Raw genomic sequence first — 14,229 nt, 5'->3', positions numbered from 1 at the left:
GAATGGGGTTTTCTGGCGCTTATTTCGTCGACCAAACCACTGTTTTCGCCCCATCTCCACCCAATCCCGTCCAATCGCAAACGTCGCTTGCGCGACCTTCCCCTTGAAGGGGAGGGGGAGTGCGTTTATGCAATTGCACGGAGACTTTGCGTTACCGCGCGGGCGCTGGATAATGTCGCGCTATTGCTTCGGCACGATGAAGCATAAAGACCTCGTCATACCGGCGTAGGCTGGTATCCAGTATCGGAGAGCAATCGCCGACTGGGCCCCGGCCTCCGCCGGAATGACGAATCATCAATAAATCAGCACCTCCCCGATAACCCGTCCAGCAAGAGCCCTACATGCCCAAACGTGCCACTCCGCCGATCACCCTTCCCGAGTACGAGCGACTTTTCCGGACCATTCATGCGGTAGTGAAAAACGAACAAGGCGATCCAAGCAAGGCATCCCTGTTCTTCGCCGTCGCCGGCGCGTTCCTGCTCAAGAAGCACCACAAAATCGCTTCGGCATGCCCGGTAGCCGGCGTGGCCGGGTACAACCTGCTGACGCCGACCAATTTCTCGCTGGTCTTCGGGCGACTGGAAGCCGATGGCGTTTTCTCCGATAGCTCGCGCTATCACTGCTGGATCGAAGTGGATGGCTGGGTCATCGATCTGATGGCGCCCCTGTTTGACGAGATGGTTTCCATCGATCGAAAAGGTGCAGCGATCCCTCGCTGGATGTTCCAGAAACCGCTGATTGCCGATGTAAGCACGCTCAGCCTTGACACGCCCGGCGCGTATCTTCACGTGGCCAACCACCGACTCACTACGGAACTGATGAAAGGATTTACCGGGAAACCCGCCTATGCGGATCTCGTTCGAATCTGCGAGCAGTGGTACGTTCGGCCACCCAAGAAAATCGCGCCGAGCGTCGGGATTGAAGATCAGAGCGGCACCGTTGCGGAAGTTTTCCTGTCTCCGATTCGGATTGTTGGCGTTTGGTGATTTGTTGAGGGCAATAGCGGCGGATGAAATAATGCCATGGCTCTCATTTTGAAGATCGAAGGAAACGATGCGTACCAACTATGTCCTGATCGATTTGGAAAACGTTCAGCCGGAGTCTTTGAGCGGGCTTGATGCTGAGCATTTCCGCGTTCTTGTTTTCGTTGGCGCCAACCAGTCGAAGGTCTCCTACGAATTGGCAAACGAGATGCAAAAACTCTGCTCGCGCGCGAGTTATGTCAAGATCGCGGGCAACGGCAGCAATGCGCTGGATTTCCACATTGCGTTTTACATTGGGAAACTGTCAGCTGAAGATTCGAGTGCATACTTCCACATCGTGTCGAAGGACTCCGGTTTTGATCCACTGATTCAGCATCTGAAGAGCCAGAAAATCGGTATCTGCAGGTCTAAGGCGATTGTCGATATCCCCCTCCTCAAGGCGGCGAATTCGAAGACGCTTCAGGAAAAAACCGACTTCGTTCTTGAGGACCTGAGGCGGCGCGGTTCTTCCCGACCGCGGAAGGTCGAAACGCTGTCGAATACTATTCAGTCATTATTTCAGAAGCAGTTATCAGGAGAGGAACTCACCTTGCTTCTTGCTGAGCTTCAATCGATAGGTGCGGTCAGAGTCGTCGAGAGCAAGGTTTCCTACGCGTTACCAGAAGTCGATGCTTGAGCTTATTCGGCGACGGCCCCCCGCCCGAGCCGCTCGAACATCGCCTTGTCCTGCTCGACACTCGCCCCGAGCGTGGTCAGCAAATCGCCGACCAGGGCCGCGCTGATGCCGGCGGCGAGCGCTCTTTCCTGGATGCCAGCGATCAGGTTGCGGCCGCCGGCGAAACGCAAATGCGCGGTGGGGTTGATGAAGCGGAACAGAGCGATACTGACGAGGATTTCTTCGTCCGGGAGCTGCTGGCTGCCCTGGAGCGGCGTGCCTTCGATTGGGTTGAGGATGTTGATGGGGATCGAGTCGACGCCGATATCGCGCAGGGTGAAGGCCATTTCGATACGCTGGGCCAGCGTCTCGCCCATGCCGAAGATGCCGCCGCTGCACACCTTCATGCCGACGGCCATGGCTTCACGGATGGTGCGCAGCTTGTCCTCGAAAGTGTGCGTGGAGCACAGCGTGGGGAAGTGCGATGGCGCGGTTTCGATGTTGCAGTGGTAACGCACCACGCCTGCGTCCTTGAGCTTTTTCAGTTCCGGTTCGCGCAAGAGCCCCATCGAGGCGCACAGTTTGATGTTGCTCCGCCGGCCGATGGCTTTGTAGATCTCGCAGGCTTGCGCCACCTGCTTGGGCTTCATGGCCCGGCCGCTGGTGACGAGGGAAAAGTGCCCGATGCCGTGGCGGTCGACCTCAAGCGCGTGCTTCACCCCTTCTTCCTCGCTGACCAGCGGGTATTCGGGCACGCCGGTCTTGAAGTAGCGTGACTGTGAGCACCATTTGCAGTCTTCCGAACAGCGTCCCGAACGCGCGTTCATGATCGAGCACAGGTCGACCACCGGCCCCATGAAATGGGCGCGTATCGCGTCGGCGGCGGCGTAAAGGGCCTCCTTTTCCGCTGTCTGCGACAAGGCCAGCGCTTCCTCTGGCGTAATCTGGCCGCCTGCCAGCACGCGTTGCTTCAGGGCGTCGATCTGTTCGATATTCATGGTTGAAAGACCCGGCGAAAAAAAGCGACAAGCCTAAGCCGCTTTGGCCTTTTCGGCAACGAAATCAATCATTTTTACCCACCACCGAATATCCGCCCTCCTGCTGTCGCAGGAACAACGCCGTACAAACTCCGCGCAGCCAGCGGTTGCCTGGGTCGTTGTGGTAGCGCGCGTGCCAGTGCTGCCTGACGGTGAAGCCAGGAATGGGAATCGGGCAGGGGAAGACGCGCAGGCCGCCGATGCGCGCCAGTGTTTCGCCGATGTGGCGGGGCAGGGTGACGAGCAGGTCGGTGGTCGAGACGATCGTTGCGAGGCCGAGGAAGCCGGGCAGTTCGAGTACGACGCGGTGCGGCAGGTGGTGGCGTTCCAGGCTGGATTCCAGCAGGTTGTGTCCGGTGCCGGAGACGATGTGGATGTGTCCCTCGCGCTGGTAGTCGGCGAGCGTCAGCGTTTCCGTGACGCGCGGATGCTTGCCGTTGGCCAGGCAAACCCAATCCTGCGTGTACAGGCTCTGCTGGTAGAAGCCAGCCCCCAGTTCCGGGATGAATCCCAGCGCCAGATCGGCCTCGCCGGATTCCAGCCGGGCGCCGATCTGCCCGTCGATCTGCTCGGCCCCGAGCCGCACGCCGGGGGCGACGGAACGCACGTGCGCGAGCAGTTGCGGCAGTAGCGTGATGTGGCTGGCGTCGGTCATGCCGATGCGGAAGCGGCGGTCGCTGGTCGCCGGGTCGAAGCGCGCTTCCCGCTGGGAGAGGGCGCGCAGTGATTCGAGCGCCTGCCGCACCGTGTCGATGAGGGCGTCGGCCTCCGGCGTGGGTTGCATGCCCGATGGCGTGCGGACGAACAGCGGGTCGTCGAGGTGCTTGCGCAGCTTGCCGAGCCAGATGCTGACCGTAGGCTGCGCCAGCCCGAGCTGTTCGGCGGCGCGGGTGACGCTGCGCGTGCTGTAGATCAGCTCGAAGAGCTGGAGCAGGTTCGCGTCGAGCAGTGGCGGGGGCGCGGAGTCTTTATTCGTCATTGCGATACGCAATCAAATTAATTGCGATTATTGCATATACGAGTGATGGGCCGCTGGCTAAAGTTTGCCCAACTCCTGAACACACATCGCCACGGGCGAAAGGGAATCGACCATGAAAATCTGCATGCTGGGGGCCGGGGCGCTGGGCTGTTCGATAGGCGGGGTGCTGGCGCGCGGCGGGTCCGACGTCATTTTTGTCGACCGCTATCAGGCGCACGTCGATGCGATCAACGCCAATGGGCTGAAGATCCGCTTTGGCGACATCGAAGAGACTGTCCGCGTCCGGGCCTGCACGAGCTGCGAAGGGTTGCAGCCGGTAGACCTCGTCATCGTGCTCGTCAAATCCGCGGCTACCCGCGCGGCGATCGAATCGGCCCGCGCCTTGGTTGGTCCGGAGACGATGGTGATGTCGATCCAGAACGGCCTGGGCCATGAGGATATCCTCGCCGAGGTCGTCGGCCGCGAGCATGTGCTGGCGGCCAAGACCTATGTCGGCGGTGTCTTCCTCGAACCGGGACACATCGTCTCCGGCTACAAGGGCAAGCAGACGTACATCGGCGAACTCGACGGCCGGTTGACGCCGCGCCTGCAAGCCGTCGTCGACGAATTCAACACGGCCGATCTGTCGGCCACCGCCAGCACCAACATCTACGGGACGATGTGGGACAAGCTGCTGGTCAATGTGGCCACCGGGGCCGTCTGCGCGATCACCCGCCTGCCCTACGGCTGGCTGTACAAGGTGCCGGAAATCGAGCGGGCCGCGTTGGCCGCGGTAGCCGAAGGCATTGCCGTGGCCCAGGCGAACGCCATTCGGCTGGTCTCGGATGACCCGAAGTTCTTCTGGGATCTGGCCGCCGAAGGGCTGCCCGCCGAGTTCAAGACCTCGATGCTGCAAAGCCTGGAAAAGGGCGAGATCACCGAAGTCGACTTCATCAACGGCTCGGTGGTGCGCTGGGGCGAACGCTCGGGCATCGCCACGCCGGTCAATCAGACGCTGGTGGCGATGGTCAAGGGGATCGAGCGCTTCCAGGAATGCTTCGGCAAGCGATAAGGAGCGGTCATGGCTTACAGCAAGAAATCCTACGTGGAACACGTCGCGATCAAGGTCAAGGACATCGACTGGCACCTCCGCTTTTTCCGGGAGGCCCTCGGGATGGAGGTGCGCGAAACGATGGGCACCGAAGGCAAGCCCGAGAAAGCGTGGACGATTGGTGGCATGCAGCTCAACGCCGATCCGACGTTTGAAGGGCCAGAGGGGCGCATGGCGCACATCGGGATCATGGTCGAGGACCTCGACGCGGTCCTGGCCGAGGCCGCCAACTGGGGTGTGCGCGAATTGCCGATGGGGCGCAACTGGCTGGCGTTGCCGGACGGCCTCGAGATCGAACTGATGCAGGCGCACGGCGACGCCGTCGCGGAAGCGCTGGCCGTCAAGCCGCGCGCCTGAGGAACGACCGATTTGCTTTGAGAGAAACGCTGAAATATTCGTCACCCCGGCGAAGGCCGGGGTCCAGTTTGTTGCATTTTCTGGATTCCGGCCTTCGCCGGAATGACGAATTTTCAATAAATCAGCACTTCCTGAGAGGAACCGAGATGGCCAGAAGAGAGCTGTATTTTGACGAAATCAAGATGGGCGACAAGGGCATCAGCCCGCACTACACCTTCACCGAAGCGCGCATCAACGCCTACGCCGAACTGACCGGCGACTTCACCCCGGTGCATGTCGACGAGGAGTACGCGAAGAAGACGCCGTTCGGCACGCGCGTCGCGCACGGGCTGTTCGGCCTGTCGGTGGCCGACGGGCTGAAGACGCAAAGCGAGTACTGCTTCCAGCCAGGCATGTCGCTGGGCTGGGAGTGGAGCTTCGTGCTGCCGATCAGGATCGGCGACACCTGCCACATCGAGTTTTACGTCGAGAGCGTGCGCGCCTCGAAGAGCCGTCCGGGCTGGGGCATCGTCATCGTCCCGGTCGAACTGATCAACCAGCGCGGCGAGGTCGTCCAGAAGGGCGAGCATCGCGTGATGGTGCCGTGCAAACCCAAAGACTGAGAAACCCGAATTATCACCGTCACCCCGGCGCAGGCCGGGGTCCAGTTCGTTCGTCAAATTTCTGGATTCCGGCTTTCGCCGGAATGACGAAGCTGAGGATCAGACCATGACCACCCAACCCCTCCCCCTCGCCGGCATCCGCGTCGTCGACTACAGCCACTTCCTTGCCGGGCCGTTCGTCTCGCGCTGCCTCGCGGCGCTCGGCGCCGAGGTCATCAAGGTCGAGCGGCCGAAGGATGGCGACGCCGGCCGCGCCCATGCCTACCAGATCAACGGCCAGAGCGGCTACTACCTGCAGCAGAACATGGGCAAGGAAGGGCTGTGCGTCAATATCAAGGACCCGCGCGGGCTGGAACTGGTGAAGAAGCTGGTCGACTCGGCCGATGTGTTCGTGGAAAACTACCGCCCCGGCGCGCTGAAGAAACTGGGTCTGGGCTATGAGGATCTGTCGCAGAGCAACCCGGGCTTGGTGTATTGCTCGGTTTCGGCCTACGGCCACACCGGCCCGGATGCGCCGCGCCCCGGCTTCGGTCTGATCGCCGAGGCCAAGAGCGGAATCATGGCCATGGTTGGTTCGCCGGGCGAGGCACCGCCGCTGCTGCGCATCGCGCTCGGCGACATGTACACCGGCGCCAATGCCGTCGGCGCGATCTGCGCCGCGCTGCTCGGGCGCGTCAAGTCCGGGCGCGGCCAGCACATCGACCTGGCGCTGTACGACTGCCTGGTGTCGATGCACGAATACGCCATCCAGTGCTACACGCTGTCCGGTGGCAAGGAGATTCCGCAGCAGACCGGCCACGACCTGCCCAACTCGACGCTCTACGGTGTCTTTACGGCACAGGACGGTTACGTGGTGATCGCCGCGCAGGTGGACGACGCATGGAAACGCTTGGCCCGACTGGTCGGCGGCGAGGTGCTGGCGGCGGATGCGCGCTTCCACTCGTCGTCGGGGCGCAACGCAAACCGCGAGGAAATCCTCGCCCTCGTGCGGGACTGGGTCGGACCGCGCCGCGTGGCCGACTGCCTCGCCTTGCTCGACGGCATCGATGTGCCTTGCGCCAAGGTGCAGAATATCGACGAGGTGCTGGCCGATCCGCAGATTCAGGCGCGCGGCATGGTCGTCGAACAGGAGCATCCGGTGCTCGGCAAAGTTCAACTCGGCAACCTGCCGTTCCATTTCTCCGAATGCGACACGACGATCCGTTCGCCGGCGCCGCTGCTAGGTCAGCACAATCGGGACGTGGCGTCACGGCTGGGCTATTCTGAGGAGGCGATTGCCGCCATGGTCAAAGACGGCGTGCTGTATGCCGAAGAGGCCGTTGCCAACCTTGCAGGATAACGGGCTGCTGTATGCGCAATACCTTTTTGTCATCCCGGCCTGCGCCGGGATGACGGAGTGCTCGCGATGTGTGCATACGGTAGGAGTAACGAGGGAGGGGGGAAATGACTGACTCGTACGCGGTAATCGGCAACCCGATCGGACACACCAAGTCGCCGCTGATCCACACGGCCTTCGCCAAACAGACCGGGCAGGCCATCGAGTACATCGCCATCGAGGGGCGGATCGGCGGCTTCTGCGAGGATGCGGAGACTTTTCGCCGCGCCGGCGGTCGCGGCATGAACGTCACCGCGCCGTTCAAGCTTGACGCCTTCGCCTACGCGACCGATTTGTCCGAAAGCGCACAACTGGCCGGGGCGGTGAATGCGCTGAAATTCGAAGGGGCGCACATCTACGCCGAGAATTTCGACGGGCTCGGTCTGGTGCGCGACATTACGCATAACCTCGGCACCCCGATGCAGGGCAAGCGCGTGCTGTTGCTTGGTGCGGGCGGTGCGGCGCGCGGGGCGTTGCTGCCGTTTCTGAGGCAGCAGCCGGCGCAATTACTCCTCGTAAACCGCACGCTGAGCAAGGCGCAGGCGCTGGTCGAACAGTTCAAAGACTATGCAGAAGGGGATTTTTCCTGCTGTTCGTACCCGGAGCTCGGTGACCTGCCGGTTAAATTCGACCTGGTCATCAACGCCACCTCGGCCAGCCTGCGCGGCGAATTGCCGCCGGTGCACACTGGTGTCTTCGGGCCGGGCTGCCTTGCCTACGAACTGGCCTACGGCAAGGGGCTGACACCCTTCCTGCGACTGGCGCAAGGCGCGGGCGCCGGCAAGCTGGCCGACGGCGTCGGGATGCTCGTCGAGCAGGCGGCCGAAGCCTTCGAATGGTGGCGCGGTGTGAACCCCGAAACAACCTCAATGATTGAAACCTTGACGGTGCCGCTGACGTAAAAGCGCTGCCGAGCGAAGCGAATTCCGGTATTGTCCAACCCTTGAACGAGAGGTTCAAAATGAAAGTCCTGATGCTGCACGGTATCAACCACAACATGTTCGGCAAGCGTGACCCGAAGCAATACGGCACGATCACCCTGGCGCAGATCGACGAGAAGCTCGTCGCGCTGGGCAAGGAACTCGGCACCGAGGTCGAGAGCTTCCAGAACAACCACGAAGGCGAGATGGTCGAGCGCATCCACCAGGGCTACTTCGACGGCGTGGACGCGGTGCTGATCAACGCCGGCGCGTGGACGCACTACAGCTACGGCATCCGCGATGCGCTGGCGATCCTGACCTGCCCGGTGATCGAAGTGCACATGTCCAACATCCACGCGCGCGAGGCATTCCGCCACCATTCGTGCTTCGCCGAGATCGTCAAGGGGCAGATCTGTGGCATCGGCGTCGATGCGTACCTGATGGCCCTGCGTGCGGCGGTTTCCGACGTGCAGTCGGCGAAGCAATAAAGAGAAAGGATCGGGAATCGGGAAAGTGCTGACGTATTTGTAAATGGTCGTCACCCCGGCGAAGGCCGGGGTCCAGTTCGTTGAATTTCTGGATTCCGGCCTTCGCCGGAATGACGAATTTTCCATGAATCAGCGCTTCCATCGATAGATTCGTGATGAGTTCAAACAACACCCCAGGAAATCCCGATCACCATCCCCATGCCGGCCGCGGCATCCTGATGGCCTTGCTGGCCACTGTTTCCTATGCGGTCGTCGATACACTGTCGAAATACCAGGCGCGCGAGTACCCGGTCGGGATGATCGTCTGGGCGCGCTACGCCGTGCCGCTGGTGCTGCTGCTGGCCGTCTTCCTGCCCCGGCGCGGGACGGCGATGCTGCGCACCGCGTTCCCTGCGGTGCAGCTGGCGCGTGGCATCCTGCTGACCGGCGGCACCATCTTCATCGTCTTCGCCTACCGCGTCATGCCGATCGCCGAGGCGCAGGCGATCAGCTTCATCCATCCAGTGCTGCTGACCGTGCTGGCGGTGATTTTCCTGAAGGAGAAGGTTTCCCGGCTCGGCTGGACGGCGGTGCTGCTCGGATTTTCCGGGGTGCTGATCATCGTCCGTCCGGGAGGCGGGCTGTTTACCCCGGCTGCCATCCTGCCGCTGGGCCTGGCGCTCTGTTTCTCGTCGTACCAGATCTTCACCCGGCTCATCGCCGGCAAGGAGGATTCGCTCAATTCGCTGTTCTGCGTGCTCTTCGTCGGCACCGTGGCGATGAGCGCGGCACTGCCCCTGTCGTGGATCGACCCGACGCCAAAGGGGCTGTTCTTCTTCGCCCTGATCGGGATCACGTCGGGGGTCGGGCATTTCTCGACGATCAAGGCGCTGGAATTCGCCCCGGCGTCGCTGCTGGCGCCCTTCGCTTATATTCAGTTGCTGTGGGTGAGCATTCTCGGTGTGCTGGTGTTCGGCGATTTTCCGGATTCCGTGACCCTGATCGGGATGGCGGTGGTCGTCGCGGGCGGGTTGCTGGTGGCTGCGTCGCGGCGCAGGAAGGTCAAGGGCCTTATGGCATAGCCGCTTGGCGGCGTAAAATGCGCCGTTGCCTTTTTCCTTCCCGGTGTCGCCGTGGTCTATCGCATCATCACCATTATCTTCCCGTTGTTCGCCGTGGTTCTCGTTGGTTTCTTCTACGCGAGAAAGCACAATCCGGAGATGGTGGCGGCCAACCGGATGACCATGGAAGTTTTCCTGCCGGCGTTGATCTTCACCGCGCTGGCGAGCAAGTCGTTCAACCTCGTTGACAACATCCCGATGGCCATCGGCTGTGCCGTGGTTACCCTGGGGTCTGGGTTGCTGGCGTGGCCGGTCGCCCGTTTTCTCGGGATCGACCCGAAAACCCTGATCTCGCCGGCGATGTTCAACAACGTTGGCAACATGGGCTTGCCGCTCATGCTGTTCACTTTCGGGGATGAAGCACTGGGCGCGGCCGTGGTGCTGATGCTGGTGCTGATCGTGATCCAGTTCGCCCTCTCGCCGTGGCTCCTGACCGGGCAATTTTCCCTCGGCGCGATCTGGCGCGAACCGTTCCTCGTGGCGTCCGTGGCCGGAGTGGCCGTCAGCCTGAGCGGCATTGCCCTCTGGCCGCCGCTTGTCTCCGCGAGCAAGATTCTCGGCGATATCGCCCTCGGGATGATGATCTTCTCGCTCGGCGTGCGCCTGTCCTCGACGCGGGCGGGAAAGATGCTCCGCGTCGGGATCGCCGGCGGTATCGTGACGCCGCTGACCGGCATGTTGACCGCGTGGGGATTCGCCTCCCTGACCGGGATGAGCAAGGCCGAGACCGACATGCTCTTCCTTTTCGGCGCCTTGCCGCCGGCGGTCGGCTGCTTCATGTTCGCCGATCGCTACAAACAGGAGCCGGACAAGGTGGCGGCGATCGTGATGATCGGCAACGCAATGGCGCTGTTCTTCATCCCTTTCGCGCTGGCGTTGCGGCTTTGACGCCAAGGAGCCCTTGATGAGCGACTGCACCAAACACCCCAATCACTCCATCGTGCAATGCAGTTTCGAGCGGCACGCGGATGCAATCCTCGAAATCTTCAACGAAGCGATCGTCAACTCGACGGCGTTGTACGACTACCAGCCGCGTACGCTGCAGAACATGGTTGCGTGGTTCGAAACCAAGCGCAACGGCGGCTTTCCGGTCATCGGCGTCGAGGATGGCGACGGCGTGCTGATGGCTTTCGGGAGCTACGGCACGTTTCGGGGATGGCCTGCGTACAAATACACCGTCGAGCATTCGGTGTATGTGCACAAGGATCATCGCGGCCGGGGGCTGGGGCGCACAGTGATGCAGGCGCTGATCGCCGCGGCCCGGGAAAACGACTTGCACGCCCTGATCGGCGGCATCGATGCCACGAACGCCGGCAGCATCGCGCTGCACGAGCGGCTCGGATTCACGCACGTCGGCACGCTGCCGCAGGTCGGCTTCAAATTCGGCCGCTGGCTCGATCTGGCGTTTTACCAACTGCTTCTGGATACGCCCGGGCAGCCCGTCGACGGGTGATCCGTTTTGCTATTCCGCGCCGGAAAACAGCGTCTGCGGCAGCGTACCGGTGATGTGTTCCCCGAAAAACTGGCGCTTGACGATCTTCTCGCTCTTTGCCGCGGTAACGATTCCGCGAGCATCGAAATTTACAGTGAGCAGGAAATACGTTATCGGCGTTCCTGTTACGGCAGCGCTCGCTGCACCGCCCACTATAAAGGCGATCCCGCCTTCTTCCGTCGCCCGCACGTAATGGAACCGGTTGTCGTTGTTCGTTCTCCGGTCGGGGTCTCCCAGCGCGAGAATTACGTCGGCGCGGGTCGTCTGTCCGGTCACGATGAAGCCCGGCACGCTGTCCCCGATGTTTTGCCGGGACCAGTTCTTGTCGCCGAAAGGCAGCGTCGGGATGGGAACGCAACCGGACGACACGAGGAGCACGGCCGCCAGCACGGTTACCCGAGAACCTCGCCTCGCTGCGCTCATTCGGAACGCACCTGGACGAGCGAGTGCCGCTTGACGGTTCCCCGGTCGTCGAAAACGATCACCAGCACGACCCGCACGCCGAGCCAGTCCCGTGTCGATTTGCGCAGAATCCAGCCGGCTTCGTCCTGCGCGAGCCGGTAGGTGAGGATGCGCGACTCCTCGTACGTCGCATTGGGGTCGCCGAGAGCGAGGAACACGTCTTCCCGGGTCGTGACGCCGTCCTTGAGAAAGTCCAGCAAATCGTTCTCTCCGATCGGCGTCGTCGCGCAGCCGACCAGCAACAGCGTGAGGACGACCCAAAGCCTGCGCGCCCTGGTGGCGCTGCCGGTCCCGATAAATTTCTGCTTTTCCATGGAACCTCACTCGACGGTTCTCTTGTCCCGGTTGTTCGCTGTTCTTCATCCCCTTCGCGCTGGCGCTGCGGCTTTGAAGGAAGGTGGCGGGCACCTAGACCACATACAAACGTATGGCGATGAAGTGGAAGGTGCTTCCGGCGAGGACAAACAGGTGCCAGATGCCGTGCCAATGACGGAAGCGCTTGTCAAAGGCAAAGAACACGATTCCCAGCGTATACAGCACGCCACCGCCAGCCAGCCAGAAAAATCCGGCAGGGCCGAGATTCGTCAGAAGCGGTTTGATCGCTGCCAGGACGGCCCAGCCCATGACTGCGTAGAGAACGACCGAGAGGATTCTTGGTCCGGGCTTTTGCAGGGTCTCCAGCAAAATACCGACGACCGCGAGTGACCAGACCACGCCAAAAAGAGACCAGCCCCACGCGCCACGCAGGGTGATCAGGCAAAACGGCGTATAGCTTCCGGCAATCAGCAGATAAATCGACAAATGATCCAGCGTGCGTAACACCTGCTTCGGGCGCCCCCGGACACTGTGGTAAATCGTCGAGATGGCGTACAGCAGGACGAGGGTGGTCCCGTAGATGGTCACGCTGACTACTTTCCAGGGATCGTCGGACTCGATTGCCGAGGCCAGCAGCCAGAGTGTTCCGGCCAGCGCAAGCACGGCTCCGCCGAGGTGAGTCCACGCGTTGAATCTCTCACCGTAATACATGGATTCCTCTTTGCACCGGGAGACTGTTGCGACTTCTGGTCAAGTATGTTTTTTTCGTTGGCGACGTCATGAAGGTTGTTCGGGATGCCCCGCGCTTTCGGTAGCGGCACGCGAAATGGAGAGGGCGTTCCATTCAATCAGCGTTCGCCGAATAGTGTGGATTGAAGAACGCGAACTGGCTTCCGCCGGGATACATCGCACTATCCGCGCATGCGAGCACCTCGGCAGCGTTGGTGCCATCCAGAGGGCAGATGGCGATGCCGACGCTGACGGTCAGATTTGCTGGTTGATGCGCCGGCAGAACCGGTTTGGCCACCTCGGCAATAATGCGGCCCATCATTTTTTTGCATTCGGCGACTTGATCCAGCCCCCAGAGCAACAAGATGAACTCGTCCCCACCGACGCGGGCGACGGTGTCGCCGAGGCGGACGGTCGAACTCAATCGCCTGGCGACTTCTCCAAGAACCTTGTCCCCTGCTGCGTGGCCGTATTGGTCATTGATGGCCTTGAATCCGTCGAGATCGAGATAGCAGACGGCAAGCAGCAGGCGGGTCCGCGACACCTGCGCGATCGCCTGGTTCAGCCGGTCCGCCAGGAGGATGCGATTGGGCAAGCCGGTTAATACGTCGTGGTGCGCGCACTTTTCCAGTTCGACCTGCTGCAGTTTCGCCGACGTAATGTCAGCCATGATTCCCACATAGTTGCTAACCTGGTTCGCTTCATCGCAGACGACGGAGATATTCAAGCGAATCGCGTACGGATCGCCGCCCCGATTGCGGTTCCATAATTCGCCTTGCCATTGACCTGTTTGTGCAAGCGACGTCCACATCGATTCGTAAAATCCGGGCTCTTGCATGCCGGAGTGAAAAATGCGGGGGGTTTGACCGATCAATTCTTCTTTTGAAAAGCCGGTCAGCCGACACAGTGTCGGGTTAACTTCGACGATGCGTTCTCCTGCGTCGGTGATGCAAATCCCTTCGCTTGTATTGATGAAAAGTGAATCGGCGAGTTGAAGCCGCAATTTTCCGGACCAATCATTGGCCACGGGGGATCTATGGCAAATGTTGACACTGCCGATATGATCCGCTTCTCTATTTGCCATAGCCTCACCTTCAGCGAGGGGCGCTCTGTTCGTCGACACTAGGCCCAAACAGTGCAAGTTTCAAGCAGCAAGGTACAGGCAGTCGATCGCCAGCGACGAAATCAGTAAACCCGATCGTGCCCTCTGCGTGGCACGATAGAATGGCCTTAGCCGCTTCGATGCATCAGCGAGGTTTTCCCCGGCCGCCCTTCCAGGAACAGCGCCGCGATTGGAAAAACCGGGGTCTGTCCCCGGTTTTTCCGGTTTTCGGGCTGGAGTCCAGAATCAAGTGCAACACTACCCTATCACCCTGATAAGAGCGGGAGTTATTGCACATGGGAAAGCAGTACAGTCATTTAAGTTCGGAAGAGCGAGCCTGCATCATGCTGCGCTTGCGTGATGGTTTCAGTTCGCGGGCTATTGCCCGCGAACTGAAACGCTCTCCGTCAAGCATCACGCGTGAAATCGCCAAACATCACCATCTGGCGGGCTGCTCAACGTTGCCCTATGAGGCAGGTCGGGCCAGCATGCGTGCCCACATGGCCCGGTTTCAGCGACGACGCCAGTGCAAACTCGCTCCCA

General features: G+C 61.1%; 18 protein-coding genes. 12 read left to right on the top strand and 6 right to left on the bottom strand.

What is annotated here, in order from left to right; translation table 11 throughout:
- Window positions 1–341: 341 nt before the first annotated feature.
- A complete protein-coding gene (locus BO74_RS16030; RefSeq protein WP_496443547.1) occupies window positions 342–986 on the top strand; it encodes a DUF2026 family protein in 645 nt (214 codons plus the stop codon).
- A 67-nt stretch (window positions 987–1,053) separates the two neighbouring features.
- Window positions 1,054–1,659 carry a PIN domain-containing protein gene (locus BO74_RS16025; RefSeq protein ID WP_496443546.1) on the top strand — a complete coding sequence of 202 codons (606 nt, stop codon included), beginning with the start codon at window positions 1,054–1,056 and terminating at the stop codon, window positions 1,657–1,659.
- A 2-nt stretch (window positions 1,660–1,661) separates the two neighbouring features.
- Here BO74_RS16025 and bioB read toward each other — a convergent pair whose 3' ends face one another.
- Both bioB and BO74_RS16015 read right to left on the bottom strand, forming a co-directional pair.
- Window positions 1,662–2,636 carry a biotin synthase BioB gene (gene bioB / locus BO74_RS16020; protein ID WP_496443544.1) on the bottom strand — a complete coding sequence of 325 codons (975 nt, stop codon included), beginning with the start codon at window positions 2,634–2,636 and terminating at the stop codon, window positions 1,662–1,664.
- A 64-nt stretch (window positions 2,637–2,700) separates the two neighbouring features.
- Complete coding sequence (locus BO74_RS16015; protein ID WP_496443542.1) at window positions 2,701–3,654, bottom strand: LysR family transcriptional regulator; 954 nt, start codon at window positions 3,652–3,654, stop codon at window positions 2,701–2,703.
- Between the two features lie 112 nt (window positions 3,655–3,766).
- Between BO74_RS16015 and BO74_RS16010 the strand changes: the two genes are divergently transcribed.
- The 9 genes from BO74_RS16010 to BO74_RS15970 all read left to right on the top strand — a co-directional run bounded on the left by BO74_RS16010 (window position 3,767) and on the right by BO74_RS15970 (window position 11,039).
- Window positions 3,767–4,705 (top strand): ketopantoate reductase family protein, encoded by a 939-nt coding sequence (locus tag BO74_RS16010; protein ID WP_496443540.1) that lies wholly within the window; start codon window positions 3,767–3,769, stop codon window positions 4,703–4,705.
- A 9-nt stretch (window positions 4,706–4,714) separates the two neighbouring features.
- A complete protein-coding gene (locus tag BO74_RS16005) occupies window positions 4,715–5,101 on the top strand; it encodes a VOC family protein (protein ID WP_496443538.1) in 387 nt (128 codons plus the stop codon).
- 146 nt (window positions 5,102–5,247) lie between these two features.
- Entirely contained in the window at window positions 5,248–5,703 is a 456-nt protein-coding gene (locus tag BO74_RS16000; RefSeq protein ID WP_496443536.1) for a MaoC family dehydratase, read from the top strand.
- 106 nt (window positions 5,704–5,809) lie between these two features.
- A complete protein-coding gene (locus BO74_RS15995; protein WP_496443534.1) occupies window positions 5,810–7,042 on the top strand; it encodes a CaiB/BaiF CoA transferase family protein in 1,233 nt (410 codons plus the stop codon).
- 104 nt (window positions 7,043–7,146) lie between these two features.
- Window positions 7,147–7,980: a shikimate dehydrogenase gene (aroE, locus tag BO74_RS15990; RefSeq protein ID WP_496443532.1), complete on the top strand. Its 834-nt coding sequence runs from the start codon at window positions 7,147–7,149 to the stop codon at window positions 7,978–7,980.
- A gap of 59 nt (window positions 7,981–8,039) precedes the next feature.
- A complete protein-coding gene (gene aroQ, locus BO74_RS15985; RefSeq protein ID WP_496443530.1) occupies window positions 8,040–8,486 on the top strand; it encodes a type II 3-dehydroquinate dehydratase in 447 nt (148 codons plus the stop codon).
- A 155-nt stretch (window positions 8,487–8,641) separates the two neighbouring features.
- A complete protein-coding gene (locus BO74_RS15980) occupies window positions 8,642–9,547 on the top strand; it encodes a DMT family transporter (RefSeq protein WP_496443528.1) in 906 nt (301 codons plus the stop codon).
- Window positions 9,548–9,598: 51 nt separating this feature from the next.
- Window positions 9,599–10,474: an AEC family transporter gene (locus tag BO74_RS15975; RefSeq protein WP_496443526.1), complete on the top strand. Its 876-nt coding sequence runs from the start codon at window positions 9,599–9,601 to the stop codon at window positions 10,472–10,474.
- Between the two features lie 16 nt (window positions 10,475–10,490).
- Window positions 10,491–11,039: a GNAT family N-acetyltransferase gene (locus BO74_RS15970; protein WP_496443524.1), complete on the top strand. Its 549-nt coding sequence runs from the start codon at window positions 10,491–10,493 to the stop codon at window positions 11,037–11,039.
- Window positions 11,040–11,048: 9 nt separating this feature from the next.
- On the opposite strand, the gene BO74_RS15965 is transcribed toward BO74_RS15970, so the two are convergent.
- From BO74_RS15965 to BO74_RS15950, 4 genes are all read right to left on the bottom strand, one after another.
- A complete protein-coding gene (locus BO74_RS15965; protein WP_496443522.1) occupies window positions 11,049–11,501 on the bottom strand; it encodes a hypothetical protein in 453 nt (150 codons plus the stop codon).
- A complete protein-coding gene (locus BO74_RS15960; protein WP_496443520.1) occupies window positions 11,498–11,854 on the bottom strand; it encodes a hypothetical protein in 357 nt (118 codons plus the stop codon). The genes BO74_RS15965 and BO74_RS15960 overlap by 4 nt, the downstream gene beginning before the upstream one ends.
- A 94-nt stretch (window positions 11,855–11,948) precedes the next feature.
- A complete protein-coding gene (gene trhA / locus BO74_RS15955; RefSeq protein ID WP_496443518.1) occupies window positions 11,949–12,566 on the bottom strand; it encodes a PAQR family membrane homeostasis protein TrhA in 618 nt (205 codons plus the stop codon).
- A gap of 133 nt (window positions 12,567–12,699) precedes the next feature.
- The gene (locus tag BO74_RS15950; RefSeq protein ID WP_496443516.1) at window positions 12,700–13,668 is read right to left on the bottom strand and encodes a diguanylate cyclase domain-containing protein; all 969 of its coding nucleotides are present in this window, start codon (window positions 13,666–13,668) and stop codon (window positions 12,700–12,702) included.
- Window positions 13,669–13,982: 314 nt separating this feature from the next.
- On the opposite strand from BO74_RS15950, the gene BO74_RS15945 reads away from it, so the two are divergent.
- Window positions 13,983–14,229, top strand: a 247-nt coding sequence (locus tag BO74_RS15945; RefSeq protein WP_496440400.1) for a helix-turn-helix domain-containing protein, incomplete at its 3' end; no start/stop codon positions are given.

Source organism: Propionivibrio pelophilus DSM 12018 (assembly GCF_059569095.1).
Note: the sequence above shows the minus strand (reverse complement) of the source record. Positions and strands in the feature narration are given on the sequence as shown.

Coding starts and splice junctions, on each gene's coding strand:
- BO74_RS16030 (WP_496443547.1), top strand. CDS start 342: ATGCCCAAACGTGCCACTCCGCCGATCACCCTTCCCGAGTACGAGCGA.
- BO74_RS16025 (WP_496443546.1), top strand. CDS start 1,054: ATGCGTACCAACTATGTCCTGATCGATTTGGAAAACGTTCAGCCGGAG.
- bioB (WP_496443544.1), bottom strand. CDS start 2,636: ATGAATATCGAACAGATCGACGCCCTGAAGCAACGCGTGCTGGCAGGC.
- BO74_RS16015 (WP_496443542.1), bottom strand. CDS start 3,654: ATGACGAATAAAGACTCCGCGCCCCCGCCACTGCTCGACGCGAACCTG.
- BO74_RS16010 (WP_496443540.1), top strand. CDS start 3,767: ATGAAAATCTGCATGCTGGGGGCCGGGGCGCTGGGCTGTTCGATAGGC.
- BO74_RS16005 (WP_496443538.1), top strand. CDS start 4,715: ATGGCTTACAGCAAGAAATCCTACGTGGAACACGTCGCGATCAAGGTC.
- BO74_RS16000 (WP_496443536.1), top strand. CDS start 5,248: ATGGCCAGAAGAGAGCTGTATTTTGACGAAATCAAGATGGGCGACAAG.
- BO74_RS15995 (WP_496443534.1), top strand. CDS start 5,810: ATGACCACCCAACCCCTCCCCCTCGCCGGCATCCGCGTCGTCGACTAC.
- aroE (WP_496443532.1), top strand. CDS start 7,147: ATGACTGACTCGTACGCGGTAATCGGCAACCCGATCGGACACACCAAG.
- aroQ (WP_496443530.1), top strand. CDS start 8,040: ATGAAAGTCCTGATGCTGCACGGTATCAACCACAACATGTTCGGCAAG.
- BO74_RS15980 (WP_496443528.1), top strand. CDS start 8,642: ATGAGTTCAAACAACACCCCAGGAAATCCCGATCACCATCCCCATGCC.
- BO74_RS15970 (WP_496443524.1), top strand. CDS start 10,491: ATGAGCGACTGCACCAAACACCCCAATCACTCCATCGTGCAATGCAGT.
- BO74_RS15965 (WP_496443522.1), bottom strand. CDS start 11,501: ATGAGCGCAGCGAGGCGAGGTTCTCGGGTAACCGTGCTGGCGGCCGTG.
- BO74_RS15960 (WP_496443520.1), bottom strand. CDS start 11,854: ATGGAAAAGCAGAAATTTATCGGGACCGGCAGCGCCACCAGGGCGCGC.
- trhA (WP_496443518.1), bottom strand. CDS start 12,566: ATGTATTACGGTGAGAGATTCAACGCGTGGACTCACCTCGGCGGAGCC.
- BO74_RS15950 (WP_496443516.1), bottom strand. CDS start 13,668: ATGGCAAATAGAGAAGCGGATCATATCGGCAGTGTCAACATTTGCCAT.